Annotated in this window: 15 protein-coding genes; 3 read left to right on the forward strand and 12 right to left on the reverse strand. The window is 44.2% G+C overall.

The window, feature by feature from the left end; translation table 11 throughout:
- Positions 1 to 78 precede the first annotated feature (78 nt).
- On the reverse strand, positions 79 to 924 hold the full coding sequence (gene larE / locus PLL47_RS08040; RefSeq protein ID WP_324445674.1) for an ATP-dependent sacrificial sulfur transferase LarE: 846 nt from the start codon (positions 922 to 924) through the stop codon (positions 79 to 81).
- 290 nt (positions 925 to 1,214) lie between these two features.
- Between larE and glmM the strand changes: the two genes are divergently transcribed.
- Positions 1,215 to 2,561, forward strand: coding sequence for a phosphoglucosamine mutase (gene glmM / locus PLL47_RS08045; protein ID WP_324445675.1), 1,347 nt, complete (start codon positions 1,215 to 1,217; stop codon positions 2,559 to 2,561).
- 880 nt (positions 2,562 to 3,441) lie between these two features.
- On the opposite strand, the gene PLL47_RS08050 is transcribed toward glmM, so the two are convergent.
- The 8 genes from PLL47_RS08050 to PLL47_RS08085 form a co-directional block, all read right to left on the reverse strand.
- Entirely contained in the window at positions 3,442 to 4,566 is a 1,125-nt protein-coding gene (locus PLL47_RS08050; protein ID WP_324445676.1) for a TIGR04013 family B12-binding domain/radical SAM domain-containing protein, read from the reverse strand.
- Positions 4,567 to 4,621: 55 nt separating this feature from the next.
- Positions 4,622 to 5,752: a site-2 protease family protein gene (locus PLL47_RS08055; RefSeq protein ID WP_502883685.1), complete on the reverse strand. Its 1,131-nt coding sequence runs from the start codon at positions 5,750 to 5,752 to the stop codon at positions 4,622 to 4,624.
- 192 nt (positions 5,753 to 5,944) lie between these two features.
- Positions 5,945 to 6,379: a phosphomevalonate dehydratase small subunit gene (locus tag PLL47_RS08060; protein WP_324445677.1), complete on the reverse strand. Its 435-nt coding sequence runs from the start codon at positions 6,377 to 6,379 to the stop codon at positions 5,945 to 5,947.
- The gene (locus PLL47_RS08065; RefSeq protein ID WP_324445678.1) at positions 6,366 to 7,562 is read right to left on the reverse strand and encodes a phosphomevalonate dehydratase large subunit; all 1,197 of its coding nucleotides are present in this window, start codon (positions 7,560 to 7,562) and stop codon (positions 6,366 to 6,368) included. Before PLL47_RS08065 ends, PLL47_RS08060 begins: the two co-directional genes overlap by 14 nt.
- Before the next feature lie 200 nt (positions 7,563 to 7,762).
- Complete coding sequence (locus PLL47_RS08070; protein ID WP_324445679.1) at positions 7,763 to 9,031, reverse strand: anhydromevalonate phosphate decarboxylase; 1,269 nt, start codon at positions 9,029 to 9,031, stop codon at positions 7,763 to 7,765.
- 253 nt (positions 9,032 to 9,284) lie between these two features.
- On the reverse strand, positions 9,285 to 10,352 hold the full coding sequence (locus PLL47_RS08075) for a citrate/2-methylcitrate synthase (RefSeq protein WP_324445680.1): 1,068 nt from the start codon (positions 10,350 to 10,352) through the stop codon (positions 9,285 to 9,287).
- Positions 10,353 to 10,767: 415 nt separating this feature from the next.
- Positions 10,768 to 13,578: an aconitate hydratase AcnA gene (gene acnA / locus PLL47_RS08080; RefSeq protein WP_324445681.1), complete on the reverse strand. Its 2,811-nt coding sequence runs from the start codon at positions 13,576 to 13,578 to the stop codon at positions 10,768 to 10,770.
- A gap of 761 nt (positions 13,579 to 14,339) precedes the next feature.
- A complete protein-coding gene (locus PLL47_RS08085; protein ID WP_324445682.1) occupies positions 14,340 to 15,746 on the reverse strand; it encodes a COG1470 family protein in 1,407 nt (468 codons plus the stop codon).
- A 425-nt stretch (positions 15,747 to 16,171) separates the two neighbouring features.
- On the opposite strand from PLL47_RS08085, the gene PLL47_RS08090 reads away from it, so the two are divergent.
- The gene (locus PLL47_RS08090; protein WP_324445693.1) at positions 16,172 to 16,903 is read left to right on the forward strand and encodes a hypothetical protein; all 732 of its coding nucleotides are present in this window, start codon (positions 16,172 to 16,174) and stop codon (positions 16,901 to 16,903) included.
- Positions 16,904 to 16,962: 59 nt separating this feature from the next.
- Here the strand turns inward: PLL47_RS08090 and PLL47_RS08095 are convergent, their stop codons facing one another.
- The 3 genes from PLL47_RS08095 to PLL47_RS08105 are packed head-to-tail and all read right to left on the reverse strand — an operon-like array spanning position 16,963 to position 20,497.
- Positions 16,963 to 18,702, reverse strand: coding sequence for a vWA domain-containing protein (locus PLL47_RS08095; RefSeq protein ID WP_502883686.1), 1,740 nt, complete (start codon positions 18,700 to 18,702; stop codon positions 16,963 to 16,965).
- Positions 18,703 to 18,741: 39 nt separating this feature from the next.
- Positions 18,742 to 20,253, reverse strand: a complete 1,512-nt coding sequence (locus PLL47_RS08100) for an AAA family ATPase (RefSeq protein ID WP_324445684.1) — start codon at positions 20,251 to 20,253, stop codon at positions 18,742 to 18,744.
- 55 nt (positions 20,254 to 20,308) lie between these two features.
- Positions 20,309 to 20,497: a hypothetical protein gene (locus tag PLL47_RS08105; protein ID WP_324445685.1), complete on the reverse strand. Its 189-nt coding sequence runs from the start codon at positions 20,495 to 20,497 to the stop codon at positions 20,309 to 20,311.
- Between the two features lie 215 nt (positions 20,498 to 20,712).
- Here PLL47_RS08105 and PLL47_RS08110 point away from each other — a divergent pair, with 215 nt between their 5' ends.
- A complete protein-coding gene (locus PLL47_RS08110; RefSeq protein WP_324445686.1) occupies positions 20,713 to 21,447 on the forward strand; it encodes a HesA/MoeB/ThiF family protein in 735 nt (244 codons plus the stop codon).
- Positions 21,448 to 21,511 lie beyond the last annotated feature (64 nt).

The following is a 21,511-nucleotide window of genomic DNA, read 5'->3' on the forward strand; positions in this document are numbered from 1 at the left end:
TTTTCAGCAGTCAATGTTTTCATGGTCAATCAGGCTTATTTGTTCAATAGGGACTGGATATTTACCCTTTCTTTGAGCTTATTCCTCTTCAACTTCCTCTTTATCTTCAGCTCTTTTCCTCATGTAGGGTTCGTCCATACTCCCTGAACGGAAGCCTTCAAGGTCAAGGGTTACATAGTCAAAACCGAGGGCTTTGAGATGCCTTGATATTTTTTCCCTTTTTCGGAACGCATCCTCAAACTCTTTGTCAGTAACTTCTATTCTGGCAAGGTTCGAGTGCATCCTGACCCTGAACTGCGTAAAACCCAGATCTAACAGATAATCTTCGGCTTTTTCTACTTTCTCAAGAGCTTCGGGGGTAATAGGCTGCCCGTAAGCAATACGTGTGGCAAGGCAGGCTGCTGACGGCCGGCTGGCTGCGGAAAGCGAGAGGTTTGCAGCAATTTCCCTGATCTCTTCTTTTGTAACGCCAAACTCCACAAACGGGGAATAAATCTTTTCTCCAGCTTCCTGGATTGCTCTGTATCCTGGGCGGTTTTTCCCTTTTATTTCTGAAGCATTTGTTCCTTCAAGCACGACATTGAACCCGATTTTTTCCGCAAATTCAAGGAGAGTTTCAAGAAGGGCTTTTTTACAGAAATAGCACCTGTTAATCGTATTTGCGGAAAAATAAGGTACGCTGTTCAGAGAAAACGGGAGGATTTTATGCTGGATCCCTATTTCACAGGCTGTCTGGGAAGCTGTTTCGAGCTGCTGCCTTGGAAAAAGTGGAGAATCTATAGTCACGGCAAGGGCTTTTTCCCCGAGCTCCTCAAATGCAAGAGCAGCAAGAGTTGAACTATCCACTCCTCCTGAAAATGCAATAACTGCACTTTCTCTGGCTTTAATAGCCTCTTTTATCTTTTCTATCCTTGTAGTGTCCATTAATAACGAGTTTCAGCTAATAAGATATATGTATTTTCCAGCCTTATAGTCAGGTGCTTTAAAGCCGTCAGAGCAAGGGTTATGGGTAGCTTAATCGGGATTTTTCCTGGGCTGTGTATCTTGAAATTATCTATTCCAGAGTTGCTTGCTTAACTTTATAGATAATTTGACCTGTTGTACCGAAACTTTGTTCTTCTATCAGGGCTCTGGCTACAATAATAAACCTGATTAGAATCTAATTTCCTTATAATAGTATAATTTTTACGCAAATGATTAGATGGAGATCTTAGATGGAATTATTCGGAACTAATGGTGTGCGTGGTATAGCCAACGAATTTATAACGCCTGAACTGGCAGTCAATGTAGCCAAAAGCCTTGGCACGTACATGGGTTCAAAAGGTACGGTTGCAATAGGCTGTGATACCCGTATTTCAGGGCAGATGCTGAAATCCGCAGCAATTGCCGGGGCTCTTGCAACGGGACTGAGCGTGATAGATGTGGGTACTGTCCCTACCCCCTCCATTCAATACTATGTGCGCGACTATGCCGATGCTGGAATCGTTATTACGGCATCCCACAATCCCAGGGAATATAACGGAATCAAACTGATTGCAGGAGATGGCTCGGAATTCCCGAGGGAGGGAGAGCGGGAAATTGAAAAAATCTATTTTTCAGGCAAATTCTCAACTGTTTCATGGGAAAAAACCGGAAGTTTAAGAATTGATCCCTCAGTTAACGATTACTACATAAAAAATATAGTGCGCGCCGTAAATGCCGAAGCCATACGCAGCCAGAGGTTTAAGGTAGTTGTTGATACAGGCTGCGGAGCAGGTTCCCTTACCCTTCCATTCCTTCTCAGGGAACTGGGATGTGAAGTCCTGACTCTGGGGGCTCAGCCTGACGGGACTTTCCCGTGGAGAAACCCTGAACCCCTGCCTGAAGCCCTGACAGAGCTTTCGGACCTTGTTAAAAAGACAGGGGCGGCTTTTGGGGCAGCACATGACGGAGACGCGGACAGAATAGTCTTCATGGATGAGAACGGGGAATTTGTGAATGAAGAAGTCCTGCTTGCCATGATGACCAAGTACATGCTTGAGCGTGAAAAAGGGCCGGTGGTTACTCCGGTCAGTTCTTCCCAGCGCATGGCTGATGTCGCAAAGGAAAAAGGGGTTGAACTTCACTGGACTGCTGTCGGCTCAATCAATGTCGCCAGAAAAATGATGGAAGTAAATGCCGTTTTCGGAGGCGAAGGGAATGGGGGCCTTATCTTCCCCAAACACCAGTACTGCCGTGACGGAGCGATGGCGTGCGCAAAGATCCTTGAGATTCTCGCCGGGGGAAAGAAGCTTTCCGATCTGACCAAAAGCGTACCTGTATACTTCAATGCAAAGACCAAGACTCCTTCCCGGGATATTGCGGGCACTATGGAAAGGATCAGATCTGAGACTTCAAGAATGGGGCTTAAAACGGATACCATTGATGGGGTTAAGATCTGGTACGATGACGGCTGGGTCCTTATACGTCCTTCGGGTACTGAACCAATTTTCCGGATCTTTGCCGAAGCAAAAAAGCAGGAAAGAGCAGGAGAACTGATGAATAAAGGTCTGGAAATGGTTTTAAGTGCAGAAAATATCTGATACGGACTTTATTTCCAGATGAGGCACTGAAAGCAGCCTGAAATAATATTAAGGGGGATAACAGTTTACAGAATCAGTAAACAATAGATTTACGGGGCTCAAGCTGATTTGAGCCTTAATATCCTTTTTTAATTCAAAGTTTCTAATTCTATGATAAAGACTTCTAAGCTGGAAGCTGAAGAGAATAATTAATCAGCCCTTGATATGTTGATAATTTTTTGTTTTTGCCTGAAAAACCATCCTTTTCTGGATTGATTCCGAAAGTTGTTTTCTGGAATACTTATTTTTATCTTTTTCAGTTTATGTCTTTACTTAAATAAATTGTTATTTGTTATGTATAAAGTTAAAATAAGTAACAATAAATTATAAATACTTTGAAGTATTTCTTATCTATCGGAAGAAAAACGCGATATATTCCCGAGATAGGCAGATCAGTACGAAAACCTCCTGATTAAAAAAAATACACCTCCTAAACAGCAAAAATAGCATTGGAAGGTTTCAAATTCCCTTCTGAAAAAGACAGAACTGACAGGACAGGATCAATATAAGTATTTCAAAATAGACCTGAATACGAGATCAATAATCCTTTGAACCTGTACGAATCGTCTGAGCTAAGAGATCAGTGTATAACTTAAAAACAGACACAATTAAACCTGCAAATCAAACACACCGAAAACGATACAGATTGGAGTTTTAACTCCGATCAATGAAAGTAACAGAGGGGTGAAGTAATAGAATCAAAAATAAAGGTCTCCTTATGCGGTTAATTCCAGAACAGATTTAGCCTGAATGCAAGATTAAGGTTTAATAAACAGGTATTGAATTATTGCCTGTTTTCCTTAATCTTTTTTACTTCCTTTAATCTCCTTTTAACCCTTCTTTAAGCTTTCCTGTGTTTTTCCCAGTAGCCTGTTAATTTCCCTCCCAGGGCAAGTTTTCCAAGCTCTTTTCTTACACTGTCGCTAACTTCCGAAGGGGCTGCTGATGCGTACGGAGTTCCAGGAAGTGGGGTCATATAATGAGCCCGGACAGTCCCGCCTTTTTTGCAGATCCAGCGCACGAGCTCAAGGCTTTTTTCCTGGTCTTCTTCGGTTTCTGTTGGAAGCCCGAAGATAAAATCAACTGCCGGAACTATTTCGTGTTCAAGGCAGCACTCTACAGCCGAAATGCTGTCTTCAACCGTATGTCCTCTCCTTATTTCTTTAAGGATTCTGTCACTTCCGGACTGGGCTCCGAGGCTGAGGCTGTCGTTTGCGCAGTATTTTCTCACAAGCTCAACAGATTCTTCGGTCACAAATTCGGGGCGGACCTCGGAGGGGAAAGTCCCGAAAAAGATCTTTTTATCGGGCAGTTTATGAAGGGCAGAGAGCAGTTTTTCTACCTTATCGAAGCTCGGGTGAATTCCGTCGCTCCCATAAGCAAAAGCATTTGAAGCTATGAAGCGGAGGTCGTCATAGTACTGCGCATTCTTCAGGATAGAATCAATACTCCTGTGCCTGACTTCTCTCCCAAAAAGCCTTGGAGTCTGGCAGTACTTACATCCCCAGGGGCATCCGCGGCTGATCTCAATTGGAGCACGGAGTTTTTTCGGGTCAAAACAGGGGTATGAGTCCAGATTTACATGCGGCCTTTCAGGAGTCTGGATTATCCTGCCGGTGTCCGGGTCTCTGTAAGCAATTCCTTTTACCTCTCCCGGATCCCTCCCTTCCTTCAGGGTCCTTACAAGTTCCGGAAGTGTTTCTTCGCCTTCTCCAATAACCACGTAATCAAAATATTCGAGTGTCTCTTCCGGGCACCCTGAAGGGTGCGGTCCTCCTGCAATAAAGATCGAGTCCGTACCTGCACTTTCGATTTCCTTGAATACTTTCGCTGCCTGCCGTGTGGTAAAACTATAGATCATTATCCCATCAAGGGGTCTGTCCGTAAATCCGGCTTCAGGAAGCACAGGCGAAAGAACCGCAAAGCTGTAAGAGTTCTTTTTGCTGTATCGAAAATTCACTTCCATTATTGTTTTTTCCTCTTTTCGGTTCTTTTTCAGGTTTCAATTAGCTCCAGATTTTTCAGGTTATGGTCTTAAAAGGAATCAAAGTGAAGCAAAGAAGCCCAAGTACAAAAGTAAGTATCCCTATAAGGATGCGCTTTCTATCCAGTTCCACTTTGTCATGAAGAGGGGATGGATGCCCGGCTGCTGCAAAAGCCCAGAGGAAGAGGCCCCAGAATATCCATATAAAACCGTCTCCTTTTAGATAATAGACTACATAAATACCTATCAGGAAAAGGATACGCGGTATCATTGAAGATACCCTGTCCGCTTTTTTTCCAAGCATTGCCCTGAGCACATGCCCTCCATCAAGCTGTCCTGCAGGAAGGAGGTTTAAAAGGGTCACAAACATTCCTACCCAGCCCGCAAAAGCCACTGGATGCAGGCTGCTTCCTGTAACGCCGACAACTTTCTGGACCATTACAAAAAGGGGGGGAAGGCCTACCTCGAACATCAGGGAATGAGGCAGCGGATTGACTGCAGGCACATCTAGCTTCAACCCTATTATGGTGACTGCAACCGAGACAAAAAGCCCTACAAGAGGCCCTGCAACTCCTACATCAAAGAGGGCTTTTCGGTTAGGGATAGGCCCTCTATAATGGATTACCGCTCCCATAGTGCCTATGAAAGTCGGAAATGGAATGAAATAAGGAAGGGAAGTTTTCATTCCATGGTACTTTGCCATTGCATAGTGAGCCATTTCATGAGAGCCGAGAACAGCCATTATCGCAAGGGTAAAAGGCAAACCCTCGAAAACCTGCATGGGATCATTAGACAGGTCAACTCCGAACATCCAGGCTCCGCAGATCATAGTTGTAAATATCGTTGCTATAAAAAGTGCTAAGTTTATCCACACTTTTTCCTCTTCCTTCTTTAAGGGAGCAACGATAAGAACGTGTTCTCCTAGCTCATATTTCAGGGTACCTCCAAGCCCCCGCTGTTCCAGGGGAGCCCAGAGTTCTCCCATTACATTTTCGGTATCTGCCTTAGGAGTGCCAAAGAAATAAAGGATATCTCCGGATTTCTGGATTTCATATACATCAAATACCCTGGATATGAAAGGATATATGCGTGAAATCGATTCCTCAATTTCGAGCTTCCCACGATCTTCCCTATGGTCTTCGATTTCCTGTTTCATTTTAGGTTTCACGTCTTGAGGCTTGAGGTTTCTTTTAGCTTAAATTAGCTTTCCTGTTTTATAATTTAATTAAATCTTTTAATTCGTATCTATTGTTCCTGTATCTTTTTTTTCATTAGCTTTTAGAGCCTTTAAGGCTATTAACATTATTTTCATCCTTTAAACTTTAAACGGCACGATAACTGGATTGAAATTTTGAATATCTCATTCTTCTTTCTGACCGCCTTCTGATTTAAGCAGTTCGACGTATCCTTCACTGCCGTTTACCAGGACAGAGTCTCCATCCTTTAAAAACTCGTAAGGGTTCTTTTCCAGCATATCAACCAGAGGGATTTCAGATATAATTGCCCCTACCGCCACTATAGGTTCGGTTTCCAGATTGATAATTGCTACAGGAGCCGCCTCATTTTTCTTCAGCTGGTACATCACATAGGATCCAACAGTAGAGCCTTTTCCATGCGGAAAAACGAGAACTTTCCCTTTAATTGACTTTCCTGCCAGAGAGTGCTTTTCTTCGACCACAACCCCGGTTCTGGGGTCCACACTGCCGAGGAAAGATATAGGGTCCCTGGAAATCAAAACCTCCCCCTCTGCACATCCCCTGGAAATTGTCCTGCCTTTGATTTTAATGGGAACCACCTGCCTTTTTCCCTTTTCCAGCAGTTGCCTTCTCAATACAGGCTTCCATATTTCCGTATACACTTTCAGCCCCGCACATTCCGGGCACGTAAGCAAAGGCTTTTCCCGAATTTACCATCACGCAGGAATAACTGTTGGTTGCCGGAGAAACTACCATGCAGGTATCACATACAACCTTTGCTCCGCTTTCCTCAATGGTTTTTATATACTCAGGACAGCGTTTTGTAAGTTCCCTTGAGGTAAAAATCCAGGTCTCCTTTGAAACTGTTTTTCCTTTCAGCAGTTCAGCAGCTTTTTTAAGTTCATCAGCAGAGCAGTGAGGGCAGCCGATAGTAATCAGTTCGGGCTCTTTGCCTTTGCTCTCATAAACCTCATCCAGCTGGCTTCTCTCAATAGTTATTTTTTCTTCAGGCTCTCCAAAGTTCATTCTGCAGGCTTCGGGTGTTACTCCTTTCACATGGTAAAGAGCCACTGCGCCTGAAGCAGCCATTGCAGCCCCCAGAGCTTTTAATTCATCAGCTTTCGGTTTGCCTTTCAGGTGAAAAATAGGCACTCTGTTTCCAATGAGTTTTCCTGCAACATATCCAAGTGCTCCGTAATCCGATTCTTTAAGCGGGAACTCTACATTTACAGAGACTTCTGGAACGCGGTTTTCATCAAGATGAAACCCGTAGTTTGCGGTTTTCCCGAGAAGTGCTGCCGAAAGGGCTGATGGTCCTCCCTCTCTGTTTGTCCGGGCTCCTATTACGGAGTTTGCATAAGAAATGGCTGAGGACTCGCTCCAGGCAAGGTGGTCGCCGTAGCTCACTGAAAAGCCTTCAAGGGTATAAGGAGTACAGGTACATTCGCAGCGAATCCCGAGTTTTTTGTAAGCCTGAACAATTGCCTTCTGTTTTTCTGCAAATTCAGGAGAGATTTTCAGCCTCTCCCAGTCTTCCAGATCCATCCCTGCCGGATTAAGGGTTGCAGGAACCTTTACCTGCCCCTCAAGGTCTGAAATCCATTCAAGCCCGGCATCACCTATTGTTTTATAGGAAACGCCTGCAATCTGGGCGCTTTTGATAGGGATCAGCCTGTCTGCGCCGTAGATGTCTCCAAGAGCCACAAGGATCTGGATTGCCTGCCTTAGAGTTTCTCCGGCTTCTCCGTTCAGGATTTGTTCTTCTTCTTTTGTGAGGTACATGAAATTCACTCTTTTAATGCCATTTAGTAATGCAGGGCGCAGAATACCGGGGACAGCTCTATCAGCACATCCGGCTGTCATATTCTCAAGATAAGTACAGGAACTTGAGATGAAATAAAGTTTGAAGGCAGGCAGGGGATTTCATGCCCCAAATACAGTTTTAAATTTCCCTGCCCTGCCCGTTAGAAGTTGTTTATCAGTCATTCTTCCGGAATTATTGCTCTTTCAAAGTTCTCTTTTTCAATAAGAACCTTTGTAGCATCAATTCCCACTTTTGTAGTTGTCCCGTCCGGTGCTCCTCTGGGGTCCAGGGAACTGCCGCGGACGTTGGGTATGATCAGGATATCCATATCCCCTTTTACTCTTGTGGCAACTGCGAACTCAACATCATTCGGGTCAAAGATATTTATATCTTCATCTACAACCACCACATGCTTCAGGCTTGTGTGGGCAGCAAAGGCAGCCATAATAGCGTTTTTCGCATCTCCTTCAGTCTGTTTTTCGATCTGCACGACGGCATGGAGATAACAGCACCCTCCTTCTGTTAATACCACGTTTTTGACAGTTGTAACTTCCCCTACGGCTCTGTATATCCTCGGTTCATAGGGCACTCCCATCATAAGGAGGTGCTCGGGGCCCGCAGGAAGAATTCCATGGTAGATAGGGTCTTTTCTATGGATGATTCTTGTAATATGGATAACAGGCTCTTTCCTCACCACGTCATACGTTCCCGTAATGTCAACAAATGGTCCTTCATCAACCCTTTCTTTCGGGTCAACGTACCCTTCGAGCACGATCTCGGAATGCGGTACCTTTATCCCGTTTGAACATTCAAAGAGTTCTACCGGAGCACCCCTCAGGGCAGCTGCATATTCGAATTCTTTTCCTACGGGCACTCTTGTAGTTGTTGCGTAAGTAATCACGGGGTCGCAGCCGAGAACAATTGCTACGGGCAGAGGTTCGCCTTTTTCTGCAGCTTTTTTATGAAGGATATAGGTATGCCTCGGAGGGACAAGGCGGGCGGCGAGCTTATCTTTTCCCACTAGCATAAGGCGGTGGATCGAAGCATTCATCACGCCTCCGTATTCGGAAACAACAATTCCCGCAGTTATATAGGGAGCGCCGTCTTTCTCAAAATGTGTAAGAATAGGAAGTTTAGTCAGGTCAACATCGTCTTCTATGACTTCAAGGGTTGGAGACTCTGAAACCAGCCGTATTTCACCTTCAGGAGAAACCTCCGAGAGCCTCTTTATGATTTCCTCTTTAGGGACTCCGAGCATTGAGGAAAGCTCGTCCCTGGACCCGAGAAGGTTCATAATAACCTTTGAGCCTGAAATGTCGTGGAAAAGAACAGGAGCTTTTGTTTTTTTTGCAATTCTTGAAGCCTCAAATCTCGGGGAAACGGGCTGCTTAACTTCGACCAGTTTTCCGCTTTCTTTTAACCGGTCTATGAAATCTCTATAAGTCATGGGTATCTGGATATCAAAAAGCTGTCAGATGATAAAAAGATTATCTGATCCCGGTGCAGAAACTCTGGTTCTGTTACCTGATATCAGTTGTTATAGGGAATAATAAGAGAGAACTTTCGTCCTGAAAGTTCTGTTTGTTTGAATTAGTTTCTGCCTATGAACCTGTTTTGCCTGAAAAACCAGTTTTATTTCTGGTTTTCAGTTTCGGTTTGTCAGATCCTGCCTCAGGCACAACAGGGCTCATTCCAGAGTTTCAACATTCATCGAGCATGAAGATCCTGGGTCTTATGATCCTTTTCTTCTCATACTGGTCAAAGCAGTGGGCTATCCAGCCTGAGATCCTTCCGATTGCAAAGATCGAAGTTGCAAGCTGAGGGGGTATTTCCATATATTTGTAAATGACTCCAGAATAAAAATCAACGTTGGGGTAAATAGGCTTTCCTCTCTTCTCTACAAGCTCGCGGACAACAGTATTTTCAATTGCTTCGGCTGTCTCGTACCAGTGCATATCACCTTTAGCTTCAGCCAGTCTCCTGGAAAGCTCCTTAAATATTGTGCCCCTGGGATCATATGTCTTGTATACTCTGTGCCCGAAGCCCATTATTTTTTCTCTCTGTTTTATTTTTTCGAGGACAAACTTCTCGGCATTTTCAGGGCTGGCGACTTCTTCAAGCATGGTCATAACTTCTGATCTTGCTCCCCCGTGAAGAGGACCCTTGAGTGTGCAGAGCCCTGAAACAACGGCTGAGTAGAGATCGGACATAGTTGAAGCTGTTACTCTGGAGGAGAAGGTAGAAGCATTGAGTTCATGCTCGGCACTGAGGATAAAGTCTTTTTCCATGACTTCGGCTTCCAGCGGGTCCGGCTTGCTTCCTTTAATCATGTACAGGAAATTGGCTCCGTGGGAAAGGGAGGGATCAGGCGGAACAGGTTCCTTTCCGTTTGCAGTTCTATAATAAGCAGCAACAATGGTTGGGACCATGGCAATTAACCTTATGGCTTTTCTCATATTCCCTTCTTGAGAGTTGTCATTCAGGTCCGGATCGAATTGCGATATGAAAGAAACGACTGTGCGCAGTGCTTCCATAGCATCGATATTGAAATTGCACATGCGGATAACGTCCATTACCTCCTTATTGATTCCACGTTCCGCATGCAGGCGGGCTGAGTACTCGGCAAGTTCCTTTTCTCCGGGGAGTTCTCCCTTGATTAGCAGATAGGAAACTGCATCATAGGGAAGGTCGATTAGATCTTTGATATCGACGTCCCTGTACTTCAGAATGCCCTCCAGCCCGTCTATGAAACATATATTTTTACTCATTTTCTACCTCGCAGTTATGCCTAGAGGATTTTCAAAAAACTTTGAAATTGGGGAATCCTCTGATTATACGTGAAAGATTTATCAAGAAGGACTTTTTGGGTCCAAAAATAGGGCGACAATGCAATTGTATTATCATCAAATTAGTATATTAAATTTGTTGAAATTGTAAGTTCAAATCATTTTTAATATCTTTGCTGAAGTTAAGCTCCCCACCTCTCTAAACCTCCTAACTGTTTTTAGCCTTAAAGTTAGTGTTTTCAGGGCGAAGCATCTCTAAAATATCTTTTTTGTCTGAAATGGTTCCTTCTCCAGCCTGGATAATAAGAGAGGTCCAGAAAAAGAAAAACCTTTATTAAGGCCTGCGGAACTCTCTTAATATCTTTTTGTCTTTCTTATTATTCTGCCCTGTGCAACTTTATTTTTTCTTCACAGAATCCCGCAGGAACTTATGCAAAATCCCGCCATTCTTATAATACTCTATTTCCACGGCAGAGTCTAGCCTTAATTCTACCTTAAACTCTGTTTCTTTTCCGCTGTCGTCCTTTGCCTTTACAGTAAGCTCTCCGTGAGGCTCCATTTTTTCAATGTCAAGTATATCATAGCTTTCCTTTCCTGTAAGCCCGAGAGTATCTACATTTTCTCCTGCCTTAAACTGCAGAGGAAGAACTCCCATGCCAACAAGGTTGCTTCTGTGGATGCGCTCAAACGACTCGGCAATAACTGCTTTTACTCCAAGGAGGAATGTGCCTTTTGCGGCCCAGTCGCGGGAACTGCCTGTCCCGTATTCTTTCCCGGCAAGAACAATCAAAGGAACATTGTTTTCCTCATAGAGCAAAGATGCGTCATAGATTGGAATTCCTTCTCCGCAGGCTTCAGGCGGGAAGTCTTCTCCCTTAATGTGGGAGACAGTCCATCCACCTTCCCTGTTTACAAGTTTGTTTCTGAGCCGGATGTTTGCGAAGGTGCCGCGCATCATTACCTCATGGTTGCCCCTGCGGGAACCGTATGAATTGAAATCCTTCTGGTCAACGCCCCAGGACATCAGGTACCTGCCTGCAGGGCTGTCTGCCGGAATATCTCCTGCCGGGGATATGTGGTCAGTAGTGATGCTGTCCCCGAAAACTGCAAGGACTCTTGAATTCAATATATCTCCGGGCAGAGGCAAAGTAAGCGGGAAATCCACAAAATAAGGAGGTTCCTGTATATAGGTTGAAGCCGGATCCCAGTCATAAAGGGTGCCTTCAGGGACTTCCAGATCTTTCCAGAGCTTTGCGCCTTCAAGAACGCCTGAGTATTCTTTCTTAAACATTTCAGGCTTTACACTGTTCTTTTCAACTTCCTTTATCTCCTGCTGCCCTGGCCATATATCTCTCAGGTAAACAGGGAGCCCGTTAGGGTCATATGCAAGGGGTTCGGTTTCGAAATTTATGTTTACCGTACCCGCAATGGCGTATGCAACAACAAGCGGCGGGGAGGCAAGGTAGTTCGCTTTTACATGGGGATTGATCCTGCCTTCAAAGTTCCTGTTCCCGCTGAGCACGGCTGCAACTGTGAGGTCTTTCTCCTCGATTTCCTTTGATACACGTTCGGGCAGAGGCCCGCTGTTTCCTATGCATGTTGTACAGCCGTATCCAACCTGGTGGAAACCCAGAGCCTCAAGATAGGGCAGAAGACCTGCGGCTCCAAGGTATTCAGTAGCCACTCTTGAACCCGGAGACAGGCTTGTTTTTACAAAGGGTTTAACCCTCAGGCCTCTTTCAATAGCTTTTTTTGCAAGCAGCCCGGCTCCGATCAGAACCGAGGGGTTAGAGGTATTCGTACATGAAGTAATGGATGCGATCACAACTGAACCATGTGTGAGCCTGGAGTTTCTATCGGTATAATCACTCTTTTCAACCTCTACCTCTAGTGGGGCTTCGGCTTCTTCTAAAGGTGCTCCTCCGTCTCCCAGCCAGCGCAGGTAAGCAGGGTCTCTGAAGAGCTCAACGCCTCCTACTTTCTTTCTTATAAAGGTCTGCCTCATTGTTTCATGGAAATTCTCTGAGACTTCATTCAGAAAGAGCTGGTCCTGCGGGCGTTTTGGGCCTGCAAGGCAGGGCTTTACTGTACCCATATCAAGTTCGAGATTGCTGCTGAAGACAGGCTCTGGCCTGTTAACAGAGTAAAGGAGGTCCTGTGCTTCCAGGTACTTTTTCACAAGGTCAACCTGTTCGTCGCTCCTTCCTGTCCTCTTCAGGTAGTCAAGAGTTTCCATGTCAGGCGGAAAAATTCCCAGCGTTGCCCCGTATTCCGGAGCCATGTTTGAAATCGTTGCCCTGTCCGGAAGGCTGAGGGAGTTCAGGCCGGGCCCGTAGAACTCAACAAACTTGCCGACAACCCCATGCTTCCTTAACATTTTTGTTATCGTGAGGACAAGGTCAGTTGCGGTAACTCCGGATTCCAGTTTCCCGTAGAGTTTAAAACCGACAACCTCAGGAACAGGCATATAGTAAGGCTGCCCGAGCATTACGGCTTCGGCTTCTATGCCGCCTACTCCCCAGCCGAGTACTCCTATCCCGTTGATCATTGTTGTATGGGAGTCGGTCCCGACAAGGGTATCCGGAAAAGCAAATAGTTCTCCTTCTTTTTCTTTCAGGTGGACAAGAGGTGTCAGATATTCAAGGTTCACCTGATGGATAATTCCTCTTCCCGGGGGCACGACCCTGAAATTATCAAAGGCTTTCTGTGCCCAGCGGAGGACGGTATAACGCTCTCTGTTGCGTTCAAACTCCTTCTTCTCGTTCTCTCCAAGGGCATATTTTGTCCCGTAGGAGTCAACCTGAACCGAGTGGTCGATGACCAGGTCGACAGGGATTACAGGGTTGATTTTAGCAGGATCCCCTCCAAGCCGCTTCATTGCCGAGCGGAGGGCTGCCAGGTCAACTACCGCAGGAACGCCTGTGAAGTCCTGCATGATTACCCTTGACGGAATAAACGGGATATCCCTTTCACTTATGTTTTCAGGACTCCAGCGGGCGAGAGCTTCCACGTCTTCTGCGGTTATTATCCTCTTTTCAGTATCCGCATGCCGGAGCAGGGATTCCAGCAGGATCCTTATTGAGTAGGGGAGCAGGGAAATCCCTTCAAAGCCCTTTTCTTCCAGTTTACCCAGTCTATAAATCGTAGCTTTTCCGGCAGTTGTTTCGATGCTGTCTCTTACCCCAAAGGGGTCCAGACCTTCTCTCATTGTGCTTTTTACCTCCAGCAAAAGTATGAAATTGAAATGATGAGCTTTTTGCGAATTACTTTTTGTGAGTTATTTTTGATTATTATCTCATTTTTCCTTATCCTGTGAGAGCCCCATCTTATCCTTAGACTACTTTAGTCCTTCGGGTTTATTATCTTCGTGTTTCCGGGAAACATGTCTGCTTTATTTCTTCTGCATTTATTTGCCTTATTATGGGGAGAATAATGAATGCGTAACAGAAAGCGCCTGTGTGGTTAAACTTTGGGCTGTAACCATAGACACCTGAACCTTAACAGCTTTCAAGCACTTAATTCTAATTACAGGCTCAGGCTGTACTTTCATGTATTTATACTTCTCCGGTTAAGACCTGTTTTTTTTATAAACAAGGTTTAAACAAGGTTCTTTCTTATGCGTGTTGAGTTCAAAACTACTAAAAAAGGGTGAATTAAGGGAACATTATCTCAATTCAGGGTATGTTTTTTTTTCAGTATTATCTCTTGACCTTATGCCTGTCAGTTCTTTTTTCTCTTATCTGAAAGGCGTCCCTTGCCCGGAGTAATTCAGGGAAGAGAATGCTGAAAGAAGAGAATGCTGAAAGATTTCTTCTCTTGATTCTGGAACAGAAAAAAAACAATTAATCAGAATTCTGATTTCCAGGTATCAAATAAAAGATTCCGGGCGGTGGAAGCCTGGATTTTCCTGATGCAGGAAAAAGTAAAAAGAGTTTAAAGCCTGACTGTCGTCAAGCCTGAGGCATCCATTTATTCTTCAACAGCCCCGATTATAATTGAATAGTCAAAGTTTTCCGTATTTTTGGGAAGAATTGAAAGCGTCCAGTCTCCTGCGGCTCCAGGAACTGTATAGGTCTCTACAAAGGTTGTAGTCCCTCCCTGGTAGCTTCCCTGATTATAGGTTTCCGTGCCGGCTGAAACTCTTGCGGACATGTACGGCAGGTAAGGCTGCGGGTATGTATCATCTACTATATTTACCGAGCCGCTGTACTTCTTGCTTACGAGAGCAGGCGTGACACTCTTTCCCGAGGGGTCTTTCAGGCTCACCTCAAACGAAGGCTTCAGGTCCCTGTTTCCTCCTGCGGTATACATGCCATACCCATATTGATAGGCGCTGACCTCTATGCTGATAGTGCCGTTATCTGCGGTTTTGAAGGTGGTCTCATAAGGCTCTTCGGGAACCGGAAGAATGCGGAAATTCAGGGTCACTTTCCCTTCGTATTCACTGATCCCCGGGTCATCGATATTCAGGTCGAGAGTTCCTGTATAGCTCCCTTTTGCATCAGCCGGGACTTTAAGTGTCATTTTCACAACGGCTGTCTCCCCTGCTTTTATTTTTTCCGGAGCTTCAATGCTTATTGCATCATTTCCAAAGGCGTATGTCACTCCTCCATAAGGGTAAATGCTGTCATAATATATGATGTCGCCTCCTTCCGTAAGCTCAGGGGAGATTGCAACATCCTTTCTGCCTGTGTTCTTCAGCTTTATTTCATAGGTATAAGTCTCTCCGGCTTCTACAAGGTCGTTAATGTAAGGCGTAAGGATCTGGAGAGTCGGTGGAACCCACACCTGCAGGGTTAGCTGCATTGTTCCGGGGAAGTTCGGATAATAGCCGGCTACATCTCCTTCAGGCACATTTTCTGTAAAGGCTATGAGTACGGCATAGTTTCCAGGGTCTGCATCCTCAGGGATATTTACCTCTACTTCAAATTCCTCTTTTTCCCCTGCTTTCAGGTCTTTTGCAGAGGGGCTTATGCTGACCCAGCTTTCATCTATGAATTTTTCAGTATATGGAATGATTAAAAGTCTGGGATTCAGTTTAACAGTTTTATTATCGTTGTTCTTGACAGTTACTGTAAAGTTTTTACTGTCTCCCGGCTTCAGTTCAAGGTACTGATAGGCTGGATTTACACTTATTTTTTCAAATTCCGGATAATAATATCCTGCGTCCTTTTCAGATCCAGCAATATAGCTGACATCAGCAATAGAATTTACATCAGCAATAGAACTGGCTGCAATTTTCGCTTCTACCGCTCCAATTCCTGCAGACACAGCCTTATTCTCTGTCCCTGCCCCTGCACAGGCAATGGAGATAATAGATACAATCAAAAGCCCGCATGCGATTATTTTTAATGCCTTTATATCAAGTACACCCATACTTTTCACCTCGCCTAATACTCACTAATGCATGGAACTTATAAAATAATTGCTTAAACTACGAATCAATCTGCAGTTATTTCCTGAAAAAAGGGGATAAAAAGGTTTTATTCTTAATATTATTCTTTATTATCTCTTTATTTTGTGAAAAAAATGTTATTGTGTTTTTTTAAGCTAGTTTTCCTCCTGGTGAATTCGATTTCTCGTTACTGCCAGCATCCTGGCTCTGTACCTGGATTTACAGTATCCATGCAAGGAATCTTCGTACCTGATGGCAACGTAAACAGAAAAAATTATTAAATCCCGGAATGAAATCTGATTATGTAATTACGAATCTATACGCCAGCTCTGGCGCAGAAACTGCTTCAGGCTGTGAACTCCCAGGAAAAAATCGAGTAACGATTATTCCGCTTTAAGGCATGGATGTGATTTTCTTGCTCAAAAACAAACAGGATATATTTGGGAGATTTTCAAAGTCCAGTTACAGGTTCCGGAAAAATCCGGAATCGGGAAAGGGGTCGTTACGTGACTCTCTCATAGGGTCCTGTCCTGTAATTGACGCCGAATTTGTCGAGGTCAGCGGAGACTCTGATTCTGAAGAAGCCTTCTCTGATGAAATGGACTCTGAGCTGCTGGAAAATCTCAGGGAATATCTGCGAACAAGATCTAAAGAGGAAATCACTGAAATCTTTGAAGAGATCCGCAAAACTCTCGAAGAACGAACCTCAGAAAGCGGATTTTCGGAAAATCGCTGGAAAGGTACCTCTTCTTATGAAAAAATGAGAATGAAAGAGATCCCGGGAAGAGCTTTCAGGACATTTTCCAGAACCGCCTGCTGTGGAAAGGACCAGATTATAAAGTTCTCAAAGGTCGTTTCTTCAAAAGCCTCGTCTATAGCTTCGGAAGGCAGAGAGTCAGTAAAAGCCTCTTCGAAAATACTCAATGAAAAGTGGAGTAATTTAAGCCCCAGGGACCGCGAGCTGATCTCCGATACTATAATTGCAGTGATCGAGCTCGGTTTACTGAAGAATTCTACAAAAGGTAAAAAGGCAGCATTTGTCATTCTGTCAGGTATCTGTAATCATAAAGCTCCGGGTAAAAAAGATCTCGAAGAATTCATAGACGGGGTAAGCCGGCTTCTTAAACGCAGAACTTAATTATATTCTTTCCATTCCGCTTTATATTCTTTCCATTCAGCTGAATCTTATCCAGCCGCTTAGAACATTCTCGCAGGCTTGCTGACTGCTTTTATAAATCTTGCCGGGCTTTCCTCGACCTGCCAGTTTCCTGAATCATGGACAATATAGGTCTGGTCTGATACCTGGTCCAGCCCTCCTGCATCATAACCTCCTATTATCAGGGAAAATATTCTGGCTTTTCTTTCGGCTTTTATTTCATTCCACTCGCGGATAAGAGGTTTTTCTGAGAGCTCCGACATTCCGTCCGTAAGAAAAAGGAGGTCTGCTCCCTGGAAGGCTTTTTCCTTTTTTACTGCTTTTAGCCCTGAGTGGAGTGCTGTATTAAAATCCGTGCCTCCGCCAAAAGTATATTTGAGAAATTCCAGAAACTCTTTTCCCATACGTTTTTTGTCCGTAAGGTCGATCTCAACGGTCTGCCATTTTGATGAAAAAAGAATTACTTTGACATCCCTTTTTTCTCTTAACATCTTTCTCGCAATTGCCAGGACCACGGCTTTTGCAAGAAGCTCGGGAGTCCCCCTCATGGAAGCAGAGGTATCGACAAGTGCGACAACAGGTCCCTTCCTTTTTTTTCCTGCAAAGTCCGAGTTCCAGTTTTCTCCTCTTAACTGGTATGTGAGGAGTTTTTCTTCGATCATATCAGCATAGAACTTGCGCTTCAGCACGGGATTTTTGAGCTTTACGGTTTCTACCGGAAGGAGAGTCTGGATATCGCCTGAAAGGGTGATTGTGTGCACCTCACTTTTGCTGTGGGGTGATAGCTGCAGTTTTTTTGAGCCGTATTCAAGTTCAATTCTGCCTACCTGGTCAAGGATTTTACGCAGGTCAGAACTTTTCCTGAAAAGAGATGCATACCTCTCAAGGTTTTCGAAATATTCCCTGTGAAGAGCCTGTAAGGAATAGTCCCATGACCTTCCCGGAAAAAGCATGGAAAGGATTTCCAGCATATCAAGGTGGTCTTCAAGGAGAGGGATAAGCTCTTCAAGTTTTATAACTATCCTTTCCTCCACGACTGAGTCAACAGCTTCCCCTGCCTTTTCGCTGAACATGAATTCTCCGGTCATTGAAGCAAGTTTTTCTGATGACGCCAGCGTTTCAGGTTCTCGCTCCTGATAGTTTTCTGTCAGGTCGCTGGGCTTTTTAAGGAGATTTTTCCGGCTGTTCAGGTCACTCTTTTCTTCTTCATTTTCTTCTGCATTTATTTCCAGGAATTCGTTTAAATCTCTCTCCCACTCATGGTTTCTCAGGCTCTCTGTTTTTTCCAGTCTGTTTCTTTCCCACAAAATCTGAGTTTCATTTATCAGCTCTTTCAGGGCTTTCAGAGCTTTTTCCAGCCCTTTCTGGGGCTTTCTCAAGAGATCTTTCTCTATTTTTTCATAGTCATCAAGGAGAGTAAAAAGTTCCTCTAGCAGGGTTCTCAGGATAAAAACTCCTGCCATGCGGTTTTCTCCGGCGAGGACTTTTATTTCTTCCCAGACCTGCTGATTTCTCATACTGAGAAATATCGGATAAAAAACCCCAAATTTTTCCGTAAAACGTTTCTCATCCTTTATCTCGTAGCTTTTTCCTGAAAGAAGCTCATAAATGAGGATTTCTGCAATCTCTTCTCTTATCCTGTGAGGCACTTTTCGGGGAGTTGCCAGAAATTCCCTAAGTTCGGTATTCAATATAGTAAAAGGATTAAAGTCCCGATCAAAAGATACTCTATCTGAGGATAGATTTTCAAAATCTTTTTTAGAGCTTTTCCGATCCTGCATATTCTTTTTTTCCTTTTCTGGCTTTCCAGAGTTTCCGGCTCAGGCAACTTTCACTTCTTCGGTTTCCACATCGAATATCTTCGGTTTTTCCAGCAGGGACCGGACTTCGTTCAAATGGCTTGCGATCTCGTAAATATCTGTGTTTTTGGAGTGGTATTTTATCAGAATTTCTTTGCTGTCCTGTCCGGAGATCCATATATTTTCCCTGAGAGTTTCTTCGAGAGCTTTTTCTTCTTCCTGCACATGCTTTCTGAAATAGTTCAGCCTATCCTCAAGGTTTTCATACTCTTTTTCGTAAAGTTTTTTGTCTCCGTAGTCCAGGCTTAGCTTGAACTCAAACCCGTACCTTCGGCGGAACTGTTCTGCCACACCTTCAAAGCTCAGTGAACCGTTGGTGTTGCCGTAGTCAAGCCCGAGGCTGTAGGTGTGGGAAGGGAATTCCATATGGTGTTTTAAAAGGTCAAGGGCATTATTGAACGTGAGGCTTTTTGGTGCTGCAACTCCCGCAAACCTGGAACTCTTCAGGCCTCCCGAAGTTTTTTTCTCCTCTACAAAGCACTTGTTGCAGGACACTGTATCCGGAAGTTCCTGCTGCAGGCAGCTGTATACGGAATTTCTGAGGTCAAAAACATTCTGCTTCAGCTTTCCAGTATCAGTGCCTCCTGATACAACCCTGTCAAGGATAAGTTTCCTGATAGTTTCTCTCTGTTCCGGCAGATCCCAGAGCATATGCTGCAGCAGAACAACAGTCATCCGGTCGACGCTTGTGTGCCCGTTTACGGCTGAAGCAACCCTGAGCACGTTTATAATCTTCTTCCAGCGCCTGTCCGAAACGAATATGTTCGAGTTTTTAAGCTCTCTCCTCAACCCCCGGATTATTGTCCTGACTTCAGGGTCTACAGGCATTTCCTTTGCTTTCTTCTGAATTTCCTTTATATTTTCAACCGAGAGTCTGGTCGAAGGCTGGAACTCTTCCGCATTTTCGAAAATAAGGGCTTCAAGGTTCTCTTCGTGCTGGATATAGTCCACACTGTACCTGAAAAGGAACCTGTCGTAAAGGGCTTCAAGGCTTTCATCCTCTTCGGGCAGCTCGTTAGAAGCCCCGAAAACGGAAAATAGAGGCACATCCATGACTTCCTTGCCGTTATGGTACTTTCTTTCGTTCAGGACTGTCAAAAGGCTGTTTAATATAGAGCTGTTTGCCTTGAAAATCTCATCAAGAAGGGCTATGTGTGCAGTTGGCAGGTAGCCCTCCACCCTCCGGCTGAATTCGTCTCTTTCAAGTGCTTTTAATGAAAGGGGCCCGAATACCTCTTCAGGAGTGGAGAAACGGGTAAGAAGATAATGGAAAAAATTTCCTCCCTCGATAGTTTCGCAAATTTTGCTTGCAAGCAGGGTTTTTGCAGTGCCCGGCGGCCCGAGCAAAAGTATATGCTCTCCTGAAAGCAGCGCCAGAAGAGAGCCGTTGATTTCGGCATCCCTTTCTTTAAAGTATCCAGAAAATTCCCGCTTGATATTAAGGATAGTATTTTTTAAATCCAGAACTTTCATAAATTCCAAAACCTTTATTTTATATTTTACAGCGTTTCACCTGTATTCCAGCATCTCATCTGTAACTTCTCAACTGGTCTTGATAAAAATGAGCAGCAGTATCCGGTTCCAGTATTGCTAAAAATGATGTAGCTATTTTTATGGGCCCTGCCTTAATTAATTTTTCCAAAAAATTTCTGCCTTTCAGGCTTTTAAACCCCTCTTTCCTGAACTCTTCTTTCTCCTGTCGTGCCTCTTCCCACAATTTACATTCTCCTGTATTCTTTTCAGGATTCAACTCTTCTTTCTATTCTCCGAAGACGTTATGCATAAAGAAATCAATCTACTGAGAAAAGGGAACGAACTTTTATTCCACGTCAGCACTCTCTAATTCAAAGTTAGTCAGTATATCAGTTTTATCATTCTTGAAAATTATCATTCTTGAAAATTCCTTAAATCAATATCCTGGAAGGCATTTACATGGATAACGCGGAACGAGAAAAATATAGTCGGCAGATTCTTCTTTTTGGAGAGGAGGGACAGGAAAAGCTGAAGGCTTCAAGGGTATTTGTTGCCGGCGCCGGAGGGCTCGGATCCCCTGTATCAACATACCTCGCAATTGCAGGTGTTGGTAAAATAATCCTTGCTGATTTTGACACCGTAGACCCTACCAACCTGAACAGGCAGTTCCTCCATCATGAAAAGGACATTGGAAGATCAAAGGTTGAATCCGCAAAAGAAAAGCTTCTTTTAATGAACCCTTTAATTGAAGTTGAAACGATTAAAGAGATGATCACTGAATCCAACATTGATTCTCTGGTTCCTGAATGCGATCTTATAATTGATGCTCTGGATAATATGGAAACAAGGCATATTCTTAACAGACTTTCGATTAAGAGGAATATTCCTTTAATTCATGGGGCGGTTACGGGCTACGATGGGCAGGTCACAACAATAATCCCGGGAAAAACGCCCTGTTTTTACTGTATTTTCCCGAGAATCCCAAAAAAAGAGGTTTTTCCAGTTCTCGGAGCAACTCCGGGTGTTATAGGGTCCATTCAGGTAAGTGAAGCAGTCAAGTTCCTGACAGGTAAAGGAAAGCTTCTGGAGGGCAGGCTTTTGTTCTGGAACGGGCTTTCCGGAAGCTTCAGTGAAATCTCACTTGCAAAACTGAACAACTGTCCTGTTTGCGGAAATATTGGTGAAAAAGTTTAATCCAGTTTTTTTTCTTTCAGCAGGATACTCCTTCCTTTAATTTCATTCCTGTTTTCATTTATAT

It is taken from the genome of Methanosarcina sp., from assembly GCF_035390745.1.
Classification (GTDB): Archaea; Halobacteriota; Methanosarcinia; order Methanosarcinales; family Methanosarcinaceae; genus Methanosarcina.